At 49.7% G+C, this 20,967-nt stretch carries 15 protein-coding genes; 10 read left to right on the top strand and 5 right to left on the bottom strand.

The genetic code is table 11. The features are described 5' to 3' along the window. Positions 1-334 precede the first annotated feature (334 nt). Together GA565_RS11815 and uspE are read left to right on the top strand one after the other, a co-directional pair. Positions 335-1,090 (top strand): FNR family transcription factor, encoded by a 756-nt coding sequence (locus tag GA565_RS11815; RefSeq protein WP_055771572.1) that lies wholly within the window; start codon positions 335-337, stop codon positions 1,088-1,090. Positions 1,091-1,406: 316 nt separating this feature from the next. Next, a complete protein-coding gene (gene uspE / locus GA565_RS11810) occupies positions 1,407-2,366 on the top strand; it encodes a universal stress protein UspE (RefSeq protein ID WP_152198602.1) in 960 nt (319 codons plus the stop codon). A gap of 144 nt (positions 2,367-2,510) precedes the next feature. On the opposite strand, the gene GA565_RS11805 is transcribed toward uspE, so the two are convergent. The 3 genes from GA565_RS11805 to pntA all read right to left on the bottom strand — a co-directional run bounded on the left by GA565_RS11805 (position 2,511) and on the right by pntA (position 7,393). Further along, on the bottom strand, positions 2,511-4,199 hold the full coding sequence (locus GA565_RS11805) for a lytic polysaccharide monooxygenase (RefSeq protein WP_152198601.1): 1,689 nt from the start codon (positions 4,197-4,199) through the stop codon (positions 2,511-2,513). A 262-nt stretch (positions 4,200-4,461) separates the two neighbouring features. After that, positions 4,462-5,853, bottom strand: coding sequence for a Re/Si-specific NAD(P)(+) transhydrogenase subunit beta (pntB, locus tag GA565_RS11800; protein WP_152198600.1), 1,392 nt, complete (start codon positions 5,851-5,853; stop codon positions 4,462-4,464). A gap of 10 nt (positions 5,854-5,863) precedes the next feature. Further along, positions 5,864-7,393, bottom strand: coding sequence for a Re/Si-specific NAD(P)(+) transhydrogenase subunit alpha (gene pntA, locus GA565_RS11795; RefSeq protein ID WP_152198599.1), 1,530 nt, complete (start codon positions 7,391-7,393; stop codon positions 5,864-5,866). Positions 7,394-7,930: 537 nt separating this feature from the next. On the opposite strand from pntA, the gene ydgH reads away from it, so the two are divergent. Beyond that, positions 7,931-8,905: a DUF1471 family protein YdgH gene (ydgH, locus tag GA565_RS11790; RefSeq protein ID WP_152198598.1), complete on the top strand. Its 975-nt coding sequence runs from the start codon at positions 7,931-7,933 to the stop codon at positions 8,903-8,905. A 78-nt stretch (positions 8,906-8,983) separates the two neighbouring features. Here the strand turns inward: ydgH and GA565_RS11785 are convergent, their stop codons facing one another. Continuing rightward, complete coding sequence (locus GA565_RS11785) at positions 8,984-9,403, bottom strand: hypothetical protein (protein ID WP_152198597.1); 420 nt, start codon at positions 9,401-9,403, stop codon at positions 8,984-8,986. 189 nt (positions 9,404-9,592) lie between these two features. On the opposite strand from GA565_RS11785, the gene folM reads away from it, so the two are divergent. From folM to GA565_RS11755, 6 genes are all read left to right on the top strand, one after another. Further along, positions 9,593-10,318 (top strand): dihydromonapterin reductase, encoded by a 726-nt coding sequence (folM, locus tag GA565_RS11780; protein ID WP_152198596.1) that lies wholly within the window; start codon positions 9,593-9,595, stop codon positions 10,316-10,318. 84 nt (positions 10,319-10,402) lie between these two features. Then, the gene (gene rstA / locus GA565_RS11775; protein ID WP_152198595.1) at positions 10,403-11,134 is read left to right on the top strand and encodes a two-component system response regulator RstA; all 732 of its coding nucleotides are present in this window, start codon (positions 10,403-10,405) and stop codon (positions 11,132-11,134) included. Beyond that, entirely contained in the window at positions 11,131-12,435 is a 1,305-nt protein-coding gene (rstB, locus tag GA565_RS11770; protein WP_152198594.1) for a two-component system sensor histidine kinase RstB, read from the top strand. Before rstA ends, rstB begins: the two co-directional genes overlap by 4 nt. Positions 12,436-12,501: 66 nt before the next feature. Continuing rightward, positions 12,502-13,983, top strand: a complete 1,482-nt coding sequence (locus GA565_RS11765) for a carboxypeptidase M32 (protein WP_152198593.1) — start codon at positions 12,502-12,504, stop codon at positions 13,981-13,983. A gap of 384 nt (positions 13,984-14,367) precedes the next feature. After that, positions 14,368-14,979 (top strand): acid resistance repetitive basic protein Asr, encoded by a 612-nt coding sequence (gene asr, locus GA565_RS11760; protein ID WP_152198592.1) that lies wholly within the window; start codon positions 14,368-14,370, stop codon positions 14,977-14,979. A 379-nt stretch (positions 14,980-15,358) separates the two neighbouring features. Further along, on the top strand, positions 15,359-16,204 hold the full coding sequence (locus GA565_RS11755) for a serine protease (protein WP_055771532.1): 846 nt from the start codon (positions 15,359-15,361) through the stop codon (positions 16,202-16,204). Here the strand turns inward: GA565_RS11755 and hrpA are convergent. Continuing rightward, positions 16,201-20,076 carry an ATP-dependent RNA helicase HrpA gene (gene hrpA, locus GA565_RS11750; protein ID WP_152198591.1) on the bottom strand — a complete coding sequence of 1,292 codons (3,876 nt, stop codon included), beginning with the start codon at positions 20,074-20,076 and terminating at the stop codon, positions 16,201-16,203. The genes GA565_RS11755 and hrpA overlap by 4 nt on opposite strands. A gap of 252 nt (positions 20,077-20,328) precedes the next feature. On the opposite strand from hrpA, the gene GA565_RS11745 reads away from it, so the two are divergent. Beyond that, positions 20,329-20,946 (top strand): FMN-dependent NADH-azoreductase, encoded by a 618-nt coding sequence (locus GA565_RS11745; RefSeq protein WP_152198590.1) that lies wholly within the window; start codon positions 20,329-20,331, stop codon positions 20,944-20,946. Positions 20,947-20,967 lie beyond the last annotated feature (21 nt).

Here is a 20,967-nt window from a genome sequence, read left to right as displayed (position 1 = left end):
ACAAAAAAGATAATGACCTAAATGCATGATTTTAATGTATATATAATCAACCTGTTTTATTGTGTTTTATAGCAATAAATTTACCTCCTCCTGATCATTACCCTCGTCAGACAGGCAAAAAAAATGCAGAAAATTAAACTGGTTTTATATATTTCTTCTCATCTCATTCGCATTACCGTGCTTTATTTGCGCTCAGATTGATAAATAATTAAAAAAAACCCTTTAAAAATCGTGGTTTTTAAGTAAATACCCGTGCCAAAACAAATCTTCCACTTATCAGTTCCGGTAAAAGATGTTAAAATTGACGCATATCAATATTGCGAGAGCGAAACCTATGATCACGGAAAAGCGTATTATTCGTCGTATCCAATCTGGTGGTTGTGCAATCCACTGCCAAGACTGCAGCATTAGTCAACTGTGTATTCCCTTCACCTTAAATGAACACGAACTCGATCAACTCGATAACATCATTGAGCGTAAGAAACCGATCCAGAAAGGCCAAACGCTTTTTAAAGCCGGTGACGAGCTTAAGTCTCTCTATGCTATTCGTTCAGGTACCATTAAAAGCTATACCATCACTGAACAAGGTGATGAGCAAATAACTGGTTTTCATCTGGCGGGGGATTTAGTGGGCTTTGATGCCATTGCGACTGTGCAGCATCCAAGCTTTGCCCAGGCGCTCGAGACTTCAATGGTCTGTGAAATTCCGTTTGAAACCGTTGATGACCTTTCGGGTAAAATGCCTAAACTGCGTCAGCAAATGATGCGTTTGATGAGCGGTGAGATCAAAGGCGATCAGGACATGATCCTGCTGCTGTCGAAAAAGAATGCGGAAGAGCGTTTGTCGGCCTTCATCTATAATCTTGCGCGTCGATTTGCCCAACGTGGTTTCTCGCAACGTGAGTTTCGCCTAACGATGACCCGTGGTGATATCGGCAACTATCTCGGACTGACGGTTGAGACCATTAGCCGCCTGCTCGGTCGTTTCCAGAAATCAGGCATGCTTAGCGTTAAGGGTAAATACATTACCATTGAAGACCATAACGCGCTGTCGGTGCTCGCAGGGCATCCCGTCTCATTGGCTTCCTGATACCTCTTTATCTGCCGGTTTTCTACAACCTGTAGCACCGGATCAATAAATGATTGAGTTTATTGATCCGGTTCAATTTGTGACCTGTCTTGTTTCCCCATCCTGGTTTATTCTCTATCTATAGCGCTGACTTTTTGGATCGATTATCAAGGTAATTCTTAAAAGCATGAGCAATATTCCCCGCCACCACTTTTTAGTTTTCTTTTAGTAGGTTTTGGCTTAAGTTTGTGTTTACTGAATGAATAGTTAGGGTTTTGACTTTCCTTGAGAAAATGGCGCCCTACGCGCTTTCAATCACAGAATTAAGGAGGCTCCCTTGGCCAAGTATCAGAACCTTCTGGTCGCTATAGACCCTAACCAGGACGATCAGCCGGCGCTTCGCCGCGCGGTGTATCTGGTTCAACGCAACGGCGGGAAGATTAAAGCCTTTCTGTCTATCTATGACTTTTCCTATGAAATGACCACCATGCTTTCTCCTGAAGAGCGCACAGCGATGCGCCAGGGTGTGATAAGTGAGCGTACCGCATGGATTGCAGAACAATGTCATTACTACGTTGAAGCAGGGATAGAGATAGATATTAAAGTGGTGTGGCACAACAAACCCTTTGAAGCGATCATTAATGAAGTGCTCAACGGTGGACATGACCTACTGTTAAAAATGGCTCACCAGCATGACCGGCTCGAATCGGTTATTTTCACCCCGACCGACTGGAATCTGCTGCGTAAATGCCCTTGCCCCGTGTGGATGGTGAAAGACCAACCCTGGCCCGAAGGCGGCAAGGCTGTGGTGGCAGTTAACCTCTCAAGCGAGGAGCCTTATCATGACCCGCTTAATATCAAGCTGGTTAAAGAGAGCATAGAGCTGGCCTCACACGTTAATCAGACGGAAGTTCATCTGGTCGGTGCCTACCCCGTTACGCCGATTAATATTGCCATTGAACTGCCTGACTTTGATCCCAGCGTTTATAACGACGCCATCCGCGGTCAACATTTGATTGCCATGAAGGCGCTACGACAGAAATTCCATCTAGACGAAAAATACACTCACGTCGAAAAAGGCCTGCCAGAAGAGGTCATCCCAGACCTTGCGGAGCACCTGCAGGCGGGCGTCGTGGTACTGGGGGCTATCGGCCGCACCGGTCTGTCTGCCGCCTTTCTCGGTAACACTACCGAACAGGTGATCGACCATCTAAAATGTGACCTGCTGGCCATTAAACCTGATGATTTCGTTTGCCCGTTAACGGCAGAAGATATCGAAGAGCACGACGACGAGTAGCGACCAACCTGAAACTCAGAGATAAAAAAAGGACTCATGAGAGATCATGCGTCCTTTTGACTATTAGCGCATTGCCGATGAATACTCAACAGACCAGCGCTGATAACACACCGTTTTCGTTTTTACGGCCTCGTGAATATAAGATTATTTAATATTTTTATAGGTCACGGTGTATTGCGAATTTGGTACCATGAAACGGTTGGCAGCTTGGCTATAGGTCGGCGCTCCCGTCATTTCTCCCGTTACCGCATCTTTAGTTTTCACCCGCACGTTAAACATCTGCTGATTGATAGCATCGGCCAAGAATTTAGGCCAGTCATAATGACCCAGCTTATCTTTAGGCAGCATTAGCGTAGCCTGCTCAATGATTTTTTTGCCCTGCATGACGTCTACCTGGAATTTCTCAGAAGTGACAGCTCCTGTCGACTGGATATTCCCCACGTTTGAAAGAGCCTGCTTGTTATTCATGGTGAAGGTCATATCAACAATTTTTTCGATATCATTGGCATTGATAAACAGCTGGTACTTGCCTGCTACGTTATTAGTATTGCCATCAATACCTTCAATATCAATATTATACTCTTGACCTGCCTGCATGGCAGCACCGCCGTAGGCAGCCATACCCAAAGGCCCCATCAGTTTAACGTTTAACCGTGTCTGTTTCGCAGACTTAACAGTCAACTTAAGGTTTGGTGTACCATTTTGATCAAACTGATTAAGCGTTTGCACACCCATGATGGAAGCGCCATCAACGATAATAGTGCCATCTTGTTCAGAACCATTATCCCCTTCGTTCGCCGCTTTGATAATGGAGATAGCAAACCCATTCGTTTTGCTGTTTAAGTAAACACTGTTTTTGCGCGGGGTTTTACCATTAAATTCCACCACGCCGCTGTCGGTCATTTGACCAATCAGCACATCATTAGAATAATTGGTGTTAATTTTCTTCGCCAAATTAGCAATCCACTTATTACCCTTAAGATTGTTTTCGGTGATCAGAAATTTGATATCTATCAGCTCATTGCCTTTTGCCCCGCCCATGATGCGGAAACGAACTTTATCACCGACGGCGACTTTTTCACTCTGAATGAATTTCCCGCTTTCAAACCACTGCCCCTGAACCGCGTCATCTTCACCACCCGGCTGATCGTCTGGATCGGGGGTTTCAGCACCCGAGCGTGCGGTGATATTTACATCACTGCAGGCATAAAAACCTTCGCCGGCAGGATCAATGCGCTGCCAGCGGGTGAAGATGATGCTCTTACCTGTACGGCCTTCTGGAATGGGAACGTTAATGGTATGAGTCGGACTCAGATCTCCAGACTGGATGTTAAACGTATGGATTAGCTCAACGTCATCCCAACCTAGTTTTTTCTTGGTAACGTCAACGTTCTTTTTACTGATATAAAACTCAATAAAGGAAGGCGAATGCATTGCTGTATGGACATACTTCATTTGCACTATGCCATTCGCATCAGGTTCGATCGTTTTGGTTTCCCAATCTGAACGAGGCTGGTTAAAAGCATCATACGGGGTAGTACCTGAGCAAAGCTTTCCGTTGGGGATACCTTTTTTGGCCTGTTCCACTCCGTGAGGAGACACGGCAAAGCCGGTATAACCATTCCAGTTATCAAAAGCCCCTGTCCCGTTTGCTTCTAATGCCGCGCGACATGCACCAGTTAACGTACCGTTCCAGTGCCCATGTTTGTCATAGCAGACTTTATGACGCGACGGAGGATCGATAATCGTGCCATGAGCAAACACCGTCGGCGCTATTGGCATAGCAAAGGTCGCAACCAGTAAGGCGAGTAATTTCTTACGAGGTAACAGCATAATTAAATTCCTTTTTATAAACCTTAAGTTTTTATAAGATCATGAATTTAATGAAAATTCATGATCAAACTTATGCTACCGATTTATTAAGAAGAACATGAGTAAACTGATGAAGAAGCGGGGAAGTAAAATGAAGAAAATTCTTGTGGCAACCCATTCAAGTAAAAAACCCCGATTAACCGGGGTTTTTTATATTTAATAGACAATTAGGATCACTCGGTATTCAGAGGCCTGCCTTTTATTAACAGCACCAATGCGAATCCTAGAGCGCGCGCAGAATCGCCTCTACGCTCTCTTTGGCATCGCCAAACAGCATCTGCGTATTTTCTTTAAAGAACAGTGGGTTTTGCACGCCGGCATAGCCGGTGCTCATCGAGCGTTTAAAGACGATGACGTTGTGCGCTTTCCATACTTCCAACACCGGCATTCCCGCAATCGGGCTACGCGGATCTTCCTGTGCTGCAGGGTTCACCGTGTCGTTGGCGCCGATAACCAGCACCACGTCGGTATCGCTGAAATCGTCGTTGATTTCGTCCATTTCCAGCACGATGTCGTAAGGTACTTTAGCCTCAGCCAACAGCACGTTCATGTGGCCTGGCAAGCGTCCCGCGACCGGATGAATACCGAAGCGAACTTTGATGCCCTTGGCACGCAGTCTGGCGGTAATATCCTGGACCGGATACTGCGCCTGTGCCACCGCCATGCCGTATCCCGGAGTGATGATGACCGAGCTGGCGTTTTTCAACATATCAGCCACGTCCTCAGCACTGGCTTCGCGGTATTCACCCATTTCTTCCGCGTCACCCGTTGAGGAGCTGTCGGTGCCAAAGCCACCGGCAATCACGCTGATAAATGAGCGGTTCATTGCCTTACACATGATGTAGGAGAGGATGGCACCGGAAGAACCGACCAGCGCACCGGTCACGATCAACAGGTCATTGCTGAGCATAAAGCCCGCCGCCGCCGCCGCCCAACCCGAGTACGAGTTAAGCATTGAGACCACCACCGGCATATCCGCACCGCCGATGGACGACACCAGATGCCAGCCAAAAGCCAGCGCTATCAGGGTCATAATCAGCAGTGCAAACACCTGTGCGCCCACGCTTTCTGAGCGAACAAAAATAATCAGCAGTGCGAAAGACACCACCAACGCGGCCAGGTTCAGCTTGTGGCGATGTGGCAGGGCCAGCGGTTTTGAAGAGAAAGTACCGCGCAGCTTGCCGAATGCAACGATAGAACCGGTGAAGGTGACCGCACCAATAAAGATGCCGAGGAACACTTCCGTCAGATGGATATTCTCCATCACTCCTTCCATCGCGATACTGCCGTGGTCAAGGTAGCTGTTAAAGCCGACCAATACCGCAGCGAGACCCACAAAGCTGTGCAAAATAGCCACCAGCTCTGGCATTTGGGTCATTTCAACTTTACGCGCCAGGTAGATACCTATTGCACCGCCGATAACCATTGCCACAATAATCCAGCCGACGTGGCCGGAGTCGGGACCGAGAATAGTGACGATTAGTGCAATCGCCATTCCTGTGATACCAAAAATATTCCCCTGCTTGGATGTCTCATGCTTCGACAATCCCGCAAGGCTGCAAATAAACAAAATAGCGGCAACAATGTATGCAGCTGTAACTAGACCCCCAGACATAGGCTATCCCTTAATTCTTGCGAAACATTTTCAGCATGCGCTGAGTGACGGTAAATCCGCCAAAAATATTGATACTGGCAATCAGTACGGCAACAAAAGAGAGGAAACTCACCCATCCGCCGTGACCAATTTGCAGTAATGCCCCGACCACGATAATCCCTGAAATCGCGTTGGTTACCGCCATCAGCGGCGTGTGCAATGCGTGACTGACGTTCCAGACCACGTAATAACCCACCACACAGGACAGTGCGAAAACGGTAAAGTGAGACAGGAACTCTTTCGGCGCAACGTTTGCCAGCCAACCAAACAGCACGATGGCGATGGCCATAATGATGTACTTGGTCCACTTTGAGGTCGGTTTAGCCTCGGCCTTAGGGGCCGGCGCTGCAACTTTTGCTGCCTGGGGCTGGGCAGAAACCTGAATCGGCGGCGCTGGCCAGGTAATTTCTCCTGCTTTGACGACCGTGACTCCGCGCACGACGGTATCTTCGAAGTCGATCTCGATTTCACCGTTTTTCTCTTTGCACAGCAGCTTCAGCAAGTTAAGCAGGTTGGTGCCGTAAAGCTGAGAAGACTGGGTCGGTAAACGGCTGGGTAAATCGGTATAGCCAATAATTTTCACCCCGTTTGGCGTTACGGTAATGGTGTCGGCTACTGTCAGCTCGCAGTTTCCGCCGGTTTGCGCCGCGAGATCGACAATCACGCTGCCCGGTTTCATTGAAGCGACCATTTCTCGGGTGATAAGCTTCGGTGCCGGACGACCCGGAATAAGTGCCGTTGTGACGATAATATCAACGTCTTCTGCCTGGGCGGCGAACAGCGCCATCTCGGCCTTAATAAAGGCATCAGACATCACTTTAGCGTAGCCATCGCCGCTGCCGGCCTCTTCCTCAAAGTCCAGCTCGAGGAATTCTGCGCCCATACTTTGCACTTGTTCTTTCACTTCAGGACGAGTGTCGAAGGCGCGAACAATTGCCCCCAAGCTGCCCGCGGCGCCAATTGCTGCCAAACCGGCGACTCCGGCACCGATTATCATCACTTTGGCCGGTGGCACTTTGCCTGCGGCGGTGATTTGACCGGTGAAGAAGCGGCCAAATTCGTGCGCGGCTTCAACAATGGCACGATAACCGGCGATATTGGCCATCGAACTCAGCGCATCCATCGACTGTGCACGGGAAATACGCGGTACAGAATCCATAGCCAACGCGGTAACGTTCCGGTCGGCCAGTTTTTGAATCAGTTCAGGGTTTTGTGCTGGCCAGATAAAACTTACCAGTGTCGATCCCGCCTGCAGTTTGTCGATTTCAGCGTCTAAAGGCGCATTCACCTTCAAAACGATGTCAGATTGCCAGACAGCATCACCCGCTTCTACCGTCGCGCCGACGATTTCATAAGCGGCATCGTCAAAACTGGCCAGTTTACCCGCGCCTTGCTCAATGGCGACTGTAAAGCCGAGTTTCAGCAGTTGTTCCACCGTTTTGGGCGTTGCTGCAACACGGGCTTCATTGGTCAACCGTTCTCTTGGTATACCAATACGCATAATTATTCCTTTCACCCTTTTATTTGATGATGCTCGTCATCGATGTAGAGATAAAATGTAAAACCTGTCGGCTTGTATCGCCGAATGACTGACGTATTTTTCAGGTCGGCTATAACCTACTGAATATCTGATTAATAAGCCATATAGAAACCTGATTTATGAGGATTAAATCACCTAAAGACGGCATAAGATGCGATAGCACTGCCAAGTGAGCAAATTTCATATTTAATTCACTTCAATGTGCTAATTATACGAGATCAATCACTCTCTTAATTTGTCAGCAAGGCCTGCCTAATGGGATGAAAAGTGAGTAAAATGTAAATAATTAACATTTATTTCACTTATTTACTCGATCATTAAACTTATATAAGTTATTGGAGAAAAATAAAGTGACCCAGGTAGCGATTAACATGTTTGAGCGCTTAAAAAATTACTCAAGCGCTCTTGATTATTACATGCAATAATCGGCAGCTAATCTGTTACACATCAATAATTCAGCATGTTTCAACATTACTGCGCAAGGTGAAAGGATTTTTTATGAAGCAGACGAAAACGATCATCGCATCGGCCGTTGTTTTATTAATCTCGCAATTCTCTGTTTTGTCTGCAGCTCAGGCAGCAGAAGAAATCAGTCCCGGGAAAGCAGCCGCCCTTAAGCCCTTTGATCGCATTGCATTTACTGGTCGATTTAACAACTTGGGTGATGCGTCAGACGAAGCATCAAAACGTGCCGATAAACTTGGCGCGGACTACTACTATATTCAAGACACCAACAGCGCCAACGACAGTGGCAACTGGCGCGTGGTGGTTGACCTGTTCCACAAGGATGCGCCAAAAGCCGCTCCGGAACCGGTGCTTAACAGCGTTAATGGCGTAAGCGGCGTTAAACAGCTGCCTAAAGAAGTGGCCTTCCAGCTTGAACCTTTCGATACTGTTACTGTAAGCGGTTTCTTCCGCAGCCAGCCTGACGTGATTGAATCCATTGCTAAAGCGGCGAAAGCCAAAGGTGCTTACTCATTCTTTATCGTGCGTCAAATTGATGCCAACAACGGCGGCAATCAGTACGTCACGGCGTTTATCTATAAAAAAGATGCCCCAAAACGCGTAACGCAAAGCCCTGATGCGATTCCTTACGATTCTGACGCAGGCCGTGCAGCGCTCGCCGCGGGGGGTGCCGAAGCCAAGAAAGTTGAAATTCCCGGCGTCGCCTCTTCCTCAAGCCCAAGCCGCAGCGTAGGCCTGTTCTTTGAAACGCAATCGTCTACCGGCAAGCGCTACTCCGTGACTCTGCCAGACGGCAGAAAAGTGGAAGAAGTGAATAACGTGACAGCGGCACAGATGACACCGTTTGACTCCGTTACCTTCACCGGTCACTTCAACAGCATGACCGACGTTTCTGAAGAAGTGGCTAAGCGCGCCGCTGATAAGGGTGCCAAGTTCTACCACGTGACTCGTCAGTGGCAGAACAAAAGTGGCGGTAACCTGACTGTGACCGCTGATCTGTTCAAGTAAGACCGAATAGACGCATTAACGATCTAAAAGGGGCTGATCATAATCAGCCCCTTTTAATTTGAATTTTTTATCGCAAGATTAATGCTTTGAGGATTGCTGCAAAATTTCTACCGCCAAATGCTCATCATTTTGCGTCAATTTCAGCGGATGCCTGCACTCTTTTTCGATGGCGGAAAGCTGTTCTTCAGTCAGGGAGTAAGGCAAATGGATATCTATACTGTACATGCTCTGCTGCTGGGCCAATTCAATTAGGCGTACGATGTTGATTTCGTCACTCACCTGGGTAGAAACAACCTGTAAAGCCAGTGCGTTAAGTTTGTCCTGCTTGGACTTTTCCTGAGTAGTGCGTGACCTCAGCACCATGCCAAAAAAAGGCAATACGCCGTAGATAGCATCGAGAAAACTCCATTGTTTCTTACACGATGCAGACAGGTATTCCATATAATCGAAGGACGCTTTTTCACTGCGCACATCGGGTGCCAGGCGACTATCAGCCATCTCCATTCCTCTTTGGGCCAGTGCTAACCCTTCTAACCACGTTAGAAAAGACCTTACTTTTTGAAGATAATGTTTTGAAACGAGAAACACAATCATCTATATAATGGCATAGCCTTATATGATGACACAGTTTGCCCTATATAATGACATAGTTTATTGATACTTTGCCAGAGAGTTCAGGAGCTTTACTTGACCGAATTAACCCCTGCTGCGCCGGTGCTTATCACCGGTGGAGCAAAGAGAATTGGACTGGCGCTGGCCGAGTCATTACTGCAGCAAAATATTCCGGTGATTGTCAGCTATCGTCACCCTTACCCTGCGCTCGATAGCCTGACTGAGAAAGGTGCCTGCTGTATTCAGGCTGACTTCTCCGACAACGCCGGCATTTTGGCATTCGCTGAAAAAGTGAAAGCCAACACCAGCAAGCTACGCGGCATTATTCACAATGCCAGCGCATGGGTGGCCGAATCGCCGGACACGGCCCCGCAGGACACCATGGCTATGATGCTGCAAATTCACGTTTATACGCCCTACTTGCTCAATCTGGAGCTTGAGGCGTGTCTTCGTGGTCAGGGTACGGCAGGAGCAGATATCATTCATATTACTGATTTCGTGGTCGAAAAAGGCAGTAAAAAACATATTGCCTACTCGGCGAGTAAGGCAGCGCTCGATAACATGACCCTGTCTTTCGCACGAAAGCTGGCCCCTGAGGTCAAAGTTAATTCGATTGCTCCGGCCCTCATATTGTTTAATCCCGACGACGACGCCGAGTATCGTGAACACGCCTTAAATAAATCGTTGATGAAAATTGAACCAGGTGAAGGCGAAATTGTTAGCCTGGTTGATTACATCCTGCGCAGCAACTATGTGACCGGCAAAACACACTGTGTCGACGGCGGCCGAAGACTGCGTTAATGTAGACTTTTCCCTACGGTGACATAGCGTTGATGGCCCGCTCGCGCTATGCTGTGATCCGATTTTCACGTTAACAGCAAACCCATGAATAAAATCGTTTTTGTAGAAGATGACGCCGAGGTTGGTAAGCTTATCGCCGCCTATTTGGGTAAGCATGACATTGAGGTTCTGGTTGAACCTCGTGGCGACACCGCTCAGGCAAGAATCGAGCTTGAAGAGCCTGATTTGGTGTTACTTGACATCATGTTACCTGGCAAAGACGGCATGACGCTCTGTCGCGACCTGCGTCCGGCCTACGACGGCCCTATCGTGTTGCTGACCTCATTGGACAGCGACATGAACCATATTCTGTCGCTCGAAATGGGCGCCAATGACTATATTCTTAAAACGACGCCACCCGCCGTGCTGCTGGCGCGCCTGCGCCTGCACCTTCGTCAGCGTCCAACCAGTCAGGTTGAGCCAGAAAAAACCGGCAAACCGATTCAAAAAGGCAATGCCCTGCACTTCGGCCAGCTGTGTATTGATCCCGTCAACCGCGAAGTCACGCTAGGTGATGAAACGATTACGCTCTCAACCTCGGACTTCGACCTGCTTTGGGAATTGGCCACTCACGCCGGTCGAATCATGGACCGCGAGGCGCTGCTGCTTAATCTGCGCGGTGTGAGCTACGACGGGCTGGATCGCAGTATCGACGTTGCCATTTCACGCCTGCGCCGCAAACTTTACGATAACGCCCTTGAGCCTTTTCGTATCAAGACCGTCCGCAACAAAGGCTACTTATTTGCGCCTAATGCCTGGGAGTCGGTGCAGGGATGAGAAAACTTTTTGTTCAGTTCTTTCTGCTGCTACTGGTGTGTTTTCTGGTTATGGCGATGCTGGTCGGGCTGGTTTATAAAGTAACTGCGGAGCGCACTGGTCGTCAGTCGATGAACGACCTGATGAAAAGCTCACTCTATTTAATGCGCAGTGAGCTGCGTGAAATTCCGATCAAGGACTGGAACAAAACCATCAGCACGCTTGAGTTGAATCTCTCATTCAAGTTGCACATCGAGCCATTAGGCAAGCGTAAACTGAGCCCGGCGCTGAATGATCAACTGCGTGACGGCGAAATTGTTGCTCTCGACAGTGAATACACTTTTATACAGCGCGTTCCGCGCAGTAATTATGTGTTGGTTGTCGGCCCCATCCCTTATCTGTTTTATATGCACGAAATGCGGCTGCTCGATTTGGGACTGCTTATTTTTATCGGCCTGTCATTAGCTCTGCCGGTATTTTTATGGATGCGCCCCCACTGGCAGGACCTGCTCAAGCTTGAGAACTCCGCTCAGCGGCTCGGCAATGGGTATTTGGACGAGCGAACCAACTTTGACTCGACGTCGAGCCTAAACCGGCTGGGTATTGCCTTTAACCAAATGGCAGACAACATTAATACCCTGATTGCCAGCAAGAAACAGCTGATCGACGGCATCGCGCACGAGCTGCGAACGCCACTGGTGCGTTTGCGCTATCGGTTGGCGATCAGTGAAAATATTCCTGAGGCGGAACAACAGGCCATTAATCGCGACATTGGTCAGTTAGAGTCGCTTATTGATGAACTGCTGACCTACGCCCGTCTGGATCGCCCACAGGTGGCACTGCATTTAACTAAAATCAATCTGCCGGAGTGGATTGAAGACAAAGCGGACGATTTCCGGCTGGTAAATACCGAACATGAAATTGAACTCGACGTCACCAAAGCGGCAGACTTTGGCGGCGTAGATCTACGCTTAATGGAGCGGGTGCTCGACAATCTGGTCAACAACGCCCAGCGCTACGCCAACGCAAAACTGCGCATCAGCCTGTGGCAGGAGGGAGAAGAAGCCAGCCTACAGGTTGAGGACGACGGCCCGGGCATTCCGCCGGAAGAGCGGCTGCGAATATTCGAACCCTTTGTACGCCTCGACCCAAGCCGCGACCGCGCAACCGGCGGCTGTGGACTCGGACTGGCCATCGTTCATTCAATCGCGGTGGCCTATCAGGGACGCGTTATGGTCGACAGCAGCCCGCTCGGCGGCGCCAGTATTCGCTTTAGCTGGCCGATTAAACCGGCCTTCAATCTCGCAATAGAACCACAATAATCGTGCCTGCGCGGGCCCCTACCCAGGCCCCGCTATTCATATTATTTTTAAAGTACGGAGTACTCCATGACGACAGCTTATTCACAGTTACGCGCAACGTTTACCCGCTTGTCGCGTTTCAGCCATCTTTCGTCCATCGCCGGATGGGACATGCAGACCATGATGCCACCGGAAGGCAGCAAAGCACGTTCTGAAGCCTTAGCTGAGCTCAGTGTACTCCAGCACCAAATTCTGACCGCGGGCAAGGTCGGCGAGTGGCTGGAGCAAGCCAAGCAGGAAGACCTCAACGACCTCGAGCAGTCCAACCTGCGTGAAATGGCGCGCCAATATCAGCATTCCGCCCTGCTGCCAGAAAGCCTGGTTGAAGCAAAATCATTGGCCGGAGCGCGCTGTGAGCACGCGTGGCGTCGCCAACGTCCGGCTAATGACTGGGAAGGATTTGTCGATAATCTGCGCGAAGTGGTCAAACTGAGCCGTCAGGAAGCCACGTTACGTTCACAGGCCGCCGGTATTAGTCGTTACGACTCGTTGCTGGACCTCTATGAACCCGGAATGACGGCAGGTAAGCTCGACGTTATTTTTGGTGATTTAAAAACCTGGTTGCCACAGCTGCTGCAGAAAGTCGTTGAAAAGCAAAAATCTCTGCAGTTTGTACAGCCGCAGGGCCCCTTTGATATCAGCAAGCAGAAAGAGCTGGGGCTGAGCGTAATGAAACGCCTGGGCTTTAACTTTGATGCAGGCCGTCTCGACATCAGCGCGCACCCTTTCTGCGGCGGCGTCCCGCAGGATGTTCGTATTACTACGCGCTACCGTCAGGACGAATTTATCACTGCTATGATGGGCGTAATCCATGAAACGGGCCATGCGCGCTACGAGCAAAATTTGCCGAAAGAGTGGCTGGGTCAGCCGGTTTCCAATGCCCGTTCAATGGGCGTTCACGAATCTCAAAGCCTGCTGTTTGAAATGCAACTGGGCTGCAGCGAAGTGTTCCTTAAGTCAGTTTATCCACTGGTCATTGAACAGTTTGGCCAACGCGAAGGACTGAGTGAACAAGGTTTCATTAACCTTAACCAACGCGTACAGCCGGGGCTTATTCGTGTGGATGCCGACGAAGTCAGCTATCCGGCGCATATTATTCTCCGTTACGAAATTGAGCAGGCATTGATCGAGGGTGAAATTGAAGTTGAAGATATTCCGGCACTGTGGAGCAGCAAAATGCAGCAGTATCTGGGACTCGACACCATCGGTAATTACACCAACGGCTGTATGCAGGATATTCACTGGACGGACGGCGGGTTTGGATATTTCCCGACATATACACTGGGTGCAATGTATGCAGCACAGCTGTTCCAAACGGCCAATAAAGCTATTCCGACGCTGCAGGATGATATTTCTCGTGGTGATTTGACGGCCCTGTTCCAATGGTTAAATCAAAACATCTGGCAACACGGCAGCCGTTTCTCAACCGACCAGCTGATTACTAACGCCACGGGTGAAACTTTGAATACCGACTATTTCCGCAAGCATCTCGAAAGCCGTTATCTGTAAATTCCCCTCACAGTGGCGTGTTATTTTTAATTAAAAAGCTCTCCTCAGGCCTTTTTCCCCACGGCCTGGGGAATTGCCTGCTCTTTACTGCAGAATTTGCTTAATCCCCTGTCACAGATCCCGCTTAATTACAGACATTTAGAGGCTTTCAGAGGCCATGAGTCACTGAATTAATAAGTATGTTGTAACTAAATCTTGTGCATTCAAGGTAACACCCTGACTCAAAACAAACTAACACAATGAATAATAATAACTAATTAATTTGTACATACCGTTACACGCCGAAACCAATCACTCACGGACAGCGAACACTAACAAGCCTAGTATTCTCCTACCGGCCCCGCAGTGGGGTGGATACATAAATTAAATTCTGAGGAATTAACGATGAAAAAAGTATTAGCTCTGGTAATTGCCGCTGCAATGGGCCTGTCTTCTGCAGCATTCGCCGCTGAAACTACTGCTGCTCCAGCTGCTGCTGCAACCACCACAACTACTGCTGCCCCTGCTGCAAAAGCTCAGGCTGCTAAAAAACATGTTAAGAAACACGCTACCAAGAAGAAAGTTGCACAGAAAGCGCAGGCTGCTAAAAAACACGTGAAAAAACACGCTGCTAAGAAGCCAGTTGCTCAGAAAGCGCAGGCTGCTAAAAAACACGTGAAAAAACACGCTGCTAAGAAGCCAGTTGCTCAGAAAGCACAGGCTGCTAAAAAACACGTGAAAAAACACGCTGCTAAGAAGCCAGTTGCTCAGAAAGCGCAGGCTGCTAAAAAACACGTGAAAAAACACGCTGCTAAGAAGCCAGTTGCTCAGAAAGCACAGGCTGCTAAAAAACACGTGAAAAAACACGCTGCTAAGAAGCCAGTTGCTCAGAAAGCACAGGCTGCTAAAAAACACGTAAAAAAACACGCTGCTAAGAAGCCAGTTGCTCAGAAAGCGCAGGCTGCTAAAAAACACGTGAAAAAACACGCTAAAAAAGCTGCTCCAGCAGCTAAGTAATAAGTCTTTGTGAGCAACTCGTCTCACCATTATCAAGACTGATTATTTGACACCCGGTTCGCCGGGTGTTTTTTTCTCCGGCCTACGTACCCTACGTTCCAAATAGACGGGTATTATCAACCAGGCAATCTTGAGGTATTGATGGACGATGCTGCGACGCTACCTGTTCGAAATCACCCTGAGTTCTCTAATTTTGCTGGGTCTGATTACGTTATTCTTCTATTTCTAGACTGCAACGTAATATATCGGAACGCATAATTAGCCAACCTCATACATTTGATTTATCTAAACCTCCTATTACCTGAAAGCTATTACCAGCTATAATCAACATCTTAATAATTGGCTCCCGGTCAATCCCCGCACTTAAGGTCAAAATGATATGCGCATAGCTTTACCGCTTGTCTTGTGCTTTTTCTGCTTCGCCCTTCCTGCTCATGCCGACTCAACCGACTCGGACAGCGATTCAGACACAATAAGCCTTAAAGAAAAAACTGCCCTTTTTTTTGGCCAGGATCATCGTACACACGTGAGTGAAGTTAAAAGCTGGCCGTGGCAAGCGATTGGCCAGATTGAAACTGCCAGCGGTAATCTCTGCACCGCCACGCTCATCTCGGAACATTTGGTTCTGACTGCGGGACACTGCGTGCTGGCACCGCCGGGAAAAATCGACAAAGTGATTGCCCTACGCTTTATCTCGCAACATCAAAAATGGCGCTACCAGATAACCAAGCTACAAACGCTGGTTGACCCGGCGCTGGGAAAGAAACTGAAAGCCGACGGCGAGGGTTGGATTGTGCCACCGCAGGCCGCGTCTTATGATTTTGCCCTAGTGCGCATTACCGATGAAAAACAAAAACTGCCTATTAAACCACTGCCTCTGTGGGAAGGCACGCGTGACGAACTCACCGCAGCGTTGAAAGCCAACGATCGTAAAGTGACACAGGCAGGATATCCTGAGGATCACCTCGATGATTTGTACAGTCATCAGGACTGTCTGATTACCGGATGGGCTCAGCCGGGCGTCATGTCGCATCGTTGCGATACGCTGCCGGGCGACAGCGGTTCACCGCTGTTGCTGAAACAAAACGGTAAATGGACGTTGATTGGGATCCAAAGTTCGGCACCCGCCGCGCAAGACCGTTATTTAGCAGATAATCGTGCCCTGGCCGTTCCGGCAATCAGGGCAGCGTTGGTTGAATTAAGTGGTCACCAGCTGGCTAATTAAGCCAGCTGCTCAATGGTCTGCAAAATACGTTTATCCGAGATAGGATAAGGCGTTCCGAGCTGCTGCGCGAAGTAACTGACGCGCAGCTCTTCGAGCATCCACCTCACTTCTTGCACTTCCTCACTGACCTGACGCACCGGCGGCAGTTTGTTCAGCCATTGTTGCCACTTCTGCTGCACGCTTTCTACTTTTAGCATTTGAGCGCGGTCACGGTGCGGATCCATTGCCAACTTGTCCATGCGTTTTTCAATGGCCTGCAAATACCTCAGCGTATCTGGAATGCGCTTCCAGCCATTTTGCGTCACAAAACCGCGATAGATAAGCCCCGACATCTGCGCTTTAATATCCGATAGCGCCAGTGCCATCGTCATATCAATGCGCCCTTTGAGTCGCTTATTAATGTTGAACACGGTAGTCAGAATTTGCTCGACCTGCGTCGCAATGCCCACCACCGTTTCATTAAGATGCGCACGCACGTGCTCATGCAGGACAGCAAACTTCTCTTCGCTCCACACCGGCCCGCCTGACTCGGCAATCAGTTTGTCAATGCCGCAGGAAATACAGTCATCTATCAGGTCAAGCACTTTGCCATAAGGGTTAAAATAGAGCCCCAGCTTGGCCTTATTAGGCAATTTTTCATGCAGATACTTGATAGGTGATGGAATGTTCAGCAGCAATAAACGCCGTGTACCCCGCCACATTGCCTGTGACTGCTCAAGCTCGCTGTCGAACAGTTTGATTGCAATGCTGTCTTTTTCATCCACCAACGCAGGATAAGCTTTCACTTCATAGCCGCCGCGCTTTTGCTCATAGCAGTCAGGCAAAGCACCAAAGCTCCAGACATGGAGATTGTTTTGCTCAATGCCGTCGTCCGCCACTGCAGAAAGCGTTTGCTGGACCTGCTCTTTCAGCGTTGATTTCAATGCCGTCAGGCTTTTTCCCTCGCGCAGCGGCTTGTTTTTGTCGTCCACGATGCGAAACGTCATTTTAAGATGATCGGGCACCTGTTCAAGCTGCCAATCGTCACGTGACACCGTAACGCCCGTCATTCTGCGCAGTTCACGCTCCATTGACTCGAGCAGTGGCAGTTCAAACGGTGTGGCTCGGCCTAAAAAGGCGTCGGCATAGTTGGGTGCGGGCACGAAATTGCGGCGAGTCGGTTTGGGCAGCGATTTGATCAACGCCATGACCAGTTCGCGGCGAATGCCCGGGATCTGCCAGTCAAAGCCCTGTTCCTCAATTTGATTAAGCAACGGCAGCGGAATGTGTACGGTAACGCCGTCAGCCTCTGTGCCAGGTTCAAACTGGTAGGTAACCCGCAGCTTAATATTTCCCTGATGCCAGAAATTAGGATAATCGAGGGCGCTAATTTTGCCCGCCCCCTCTTTGATAAGCATGCTTTTTTCAAAGTTCAGGCTGTCGGTGGGCTGCGTTTTCCACCAGGTATCGAAATGTTTGCCGGAAACCACCTCTCGGCCCACTCGCTGCTCATAAAACAGGAATAGCGTCTCGTCATCGACCAAAATATCGCGACGGCGGGACTTGTGCTCCAACTCTTCGACCTCATTACGCAGGCGCTGATTGTCGCGGAAGAAGGCGTGACGCGTTTGCCAGTCACCCTCGACCAGCGCATGGCGAATAAACAGCTCGCGGGAAACCACAGCGTCTATGCTGCCGTAGTTTACGCGACGTGCTATGACGATCGGCAAGCCAAACAGGGTCACTTTTTCATCAGCCATCACTGCGCCCTGAGATTTCTCCCAGTGCGGTTCGCTGTAGCTGTATTTCACTAAATGTTGTGCCAGTGGCTCAATCCATTCAGGCTCAATTTTAGCTGCGATGCGCCCCCAAAGTCGGCTTGTTTCAACCAGTTCAGCGACGATTGCCCATTTAGGCGGCTTTTTGAAAAGTCCCGAACCTGGGAATATGGAAAAGCGGGCATTGCGAGCGCCGGTAAACTCTTGCTTCTCAACGTCTTTCTGGCCGACGTGCGAAAGCAGACCGGTCAGCAGCGCACAGTGCACGCTGCGGTAGTCCGCGGCGGTGCTATTAATGCGCAGACCCAGCTCTTTCACGACCTGACGCAGTTGGGTATAGATGTCCTGCCATTCACGAACGCGCAAATAGTTAAGGAAATCGCTACGACACAGCTTGCGGAACTGCGCAGACGACAACGCCTTTTGTTGCTCCTGCAGATAGTCCCACAGGTTAACAAAGGCCAGGAAATCCGAGTCTTTATCAGCAAATCGACGATGTTTTTCATCAGAGGCCTGCTGTTTGTCCATTGGGCGTTCACGCGGGTCCTGAATCGACAGCGCGGCGGTGATAATCATCACCTCGCGCAGGCAGCTATTTTTCTGCGCCTCAAGCACCATGCGCGCCAAACGCGGATCCACCGGCAACTGGGCAAGACTGCGCCCTTGTTCTGTCAGGGTGTAGCGACCGTTTTCTGGGGTATTAATCGCACCCAGCTCTTCAAGAAGCCTCACACCGTCCTGAATATTGCGCTTGTCGGGGGCTTCCACAAACGGGAACGCCGAAATATCGCCCAGCCCCAGCGAGGTCATCTGTAGGATAACGGAGGCCAGATTAGTACGCAGAATTTCAGGATCGGTAAACTCAGGCCGCGAGAGAAAGTCCTGCTCCGAATAAAGACGAATACAAATACCGTCAGAAACGCGTCCGCAGCGGCCCTTACGCTGGTTAGCCGAAGCCTGTGAAACGGCTTCAATCGGCAACCGTTGCACCTTGGTGCGGAAACTGTAGCGGCTAATTCGCGCCGTGCCGGGGTCGATAACGTATTTAATGCCCGGCACGGTGAGTGACGTTTCGGCGACGTTGGTCGCCAGCACGATGCGGCGACCCGAGTGCGACTGAAACACACGGTTCTGTTCGCTGTTAGACAAACGCGCGTACAGCGGCAGAACCTCAGTGTTTGGCAAATCAAGGCGATTTAGCGCATCGGCGGTATCGCGTATTTCGCGCTCGCCGCTCATAAAGATCAGAATATCGCCACGGCTTTCACGGCCCAGCTCGTCAACCGCGTCAAAAATAGCCTGCAACTGGTCGCGATCGCCGTCGTCTGCATCGTCAACAACCGGACGATAACGTACATCAACCGGATAAGTGCGGCCAGAAACCTCAATAATAGGCGCATTATTGAAGTGCTTTGAGAAACGCTGCGGATCAATGGTCGCGGAAGTGATAATGACTTTTAAATCAGGCCGCTTGGGCAGCAGTTGACGCAAATACCCGAGGATAAAATCGATATTAAGGCTGCGCTCGTGCGCCTCATCAATGATCAGGGTGTCGTATTGCATCAGCATTCTGTCCTGCTGGATTTCGGCCAGCAGAATACCGTCGGTCATCAGCTTGACCAGGGTATTTTCACTCACCTGATCGTTAAAACGGACCTTATAGCCCACAGTGTTGCCGAGGCTAGTTTCAAGCTCGTCAGCAATGCGGTTTGCCACCGTGCGCGCCGCCAGCCTGCGCGGCTGGGTGTGGCCAATCAGGCCTTTAATGCCGCGGCCCAATTCCATGCAAATTTTCGGGATCTGCGTGGTTTTCCCTGATCCCGTTTCACCGGCGACGATCACCACCTGATGATCGCGAATGGCTTCGAAAATGTCCTGCTTCTTCTGACTGACCGGCAAATTATCAGGGTAGGCAATCTTGGGGCGTGATGCTTCACGGCTGCTGACTTTTTGCAGCCCCTGTTGAAATGCGTTTTCCAGCTCCTGAGTCAGTCCTTGCAAAGCCTGAGGGTCATTAATTTTTTTAGCGCCCTGCAAACGGCGTTGCAGACGTTGTCGGTCACGTAGCATCAGCCCGTCAAGTTGTGCTGATAGTGCCGCGAGCGTTGATTTCACGTGCGAGATTCCTTGATGGTCGGCAGGCGCGGGCCTTGCCTGAATAACACTATGTTATCACAAGCGATTGCGGTTTCTAAAAGATGGCGACTGTTTAGTGGCTGTCGGCCAACTTACGATCAAGTCATTCAAAAAATTCGATGTTGGATCTCGAAATATTGCACTATCACTGAGAAAGTTTTATGAATAAAGTAGAAAACATTCTCGGGACGCCTCGTCCCTGTATGACCCCACTCAGCGAAGGAATTTTAAATGAGTAAAGTACTGGTTCTAAAATCAAGTATTCTGGCTAACTTCTCTCAGACCAACCAACTGGCAGACTACTTCGTTGCTCAATTCCAAGCCACCAACAGCGCTTCACAGGTTACCGTGCGTGATTTGGCTGCGGATCCAATCCCGGTGCTTGACGGTGAGCTGGTTGGCGCACTGCGTCCTTCCGATGCGGCACTGACTGCACGTCAGGAAGAAGCGCTGGCGCTGTCTAACACGCTTATCGAAGAGCTGCAGGCTAACGACGTTATCGTTATCTCTGCACCGATGTACAACTTCAACATCCCCACTCAGTTGAAGAACTACTTTGACCTGGTAGCGCGCGCCGGTGTGACTTTTAAATACACGGAGAAAGGTCCAGAAGGCCTGATCAAAGGCAAACGCGTTATCGTCCTGACCAGCCGCGGTGGCATTCACAAAGATACCCCAAGCGACCTGGTTGCTCCATACCTGAGCCTGTTCCTGGGCTTCCTGGGCATGACCGACGTTGAGTTTGTGTTCGCTGAAGGCATCGCTTACGGTCCAGAAGTTGCGACCAAAGCGCAGGCCGATGCTAAAGCCGCTATCGACGCAGCTATCAAACAGGTTGCTGCAGCGTAATTTCAGTCGCTTCACTGTTGG

The sequence above is a fragment of the Rouxiella sp. S1S-2 genome, from assembly GCF_009208105.1.
Lineage (GTDB): Bacteria > Pseudomonadota > Gammaproteobacteria > Enterobacterales > Enterobacteriaceae > Rouxiella.
Note: the sequence above shows the minus strand (reverse complement) of the source record. Positions and strands in the feature narration are given on the sequence as shown.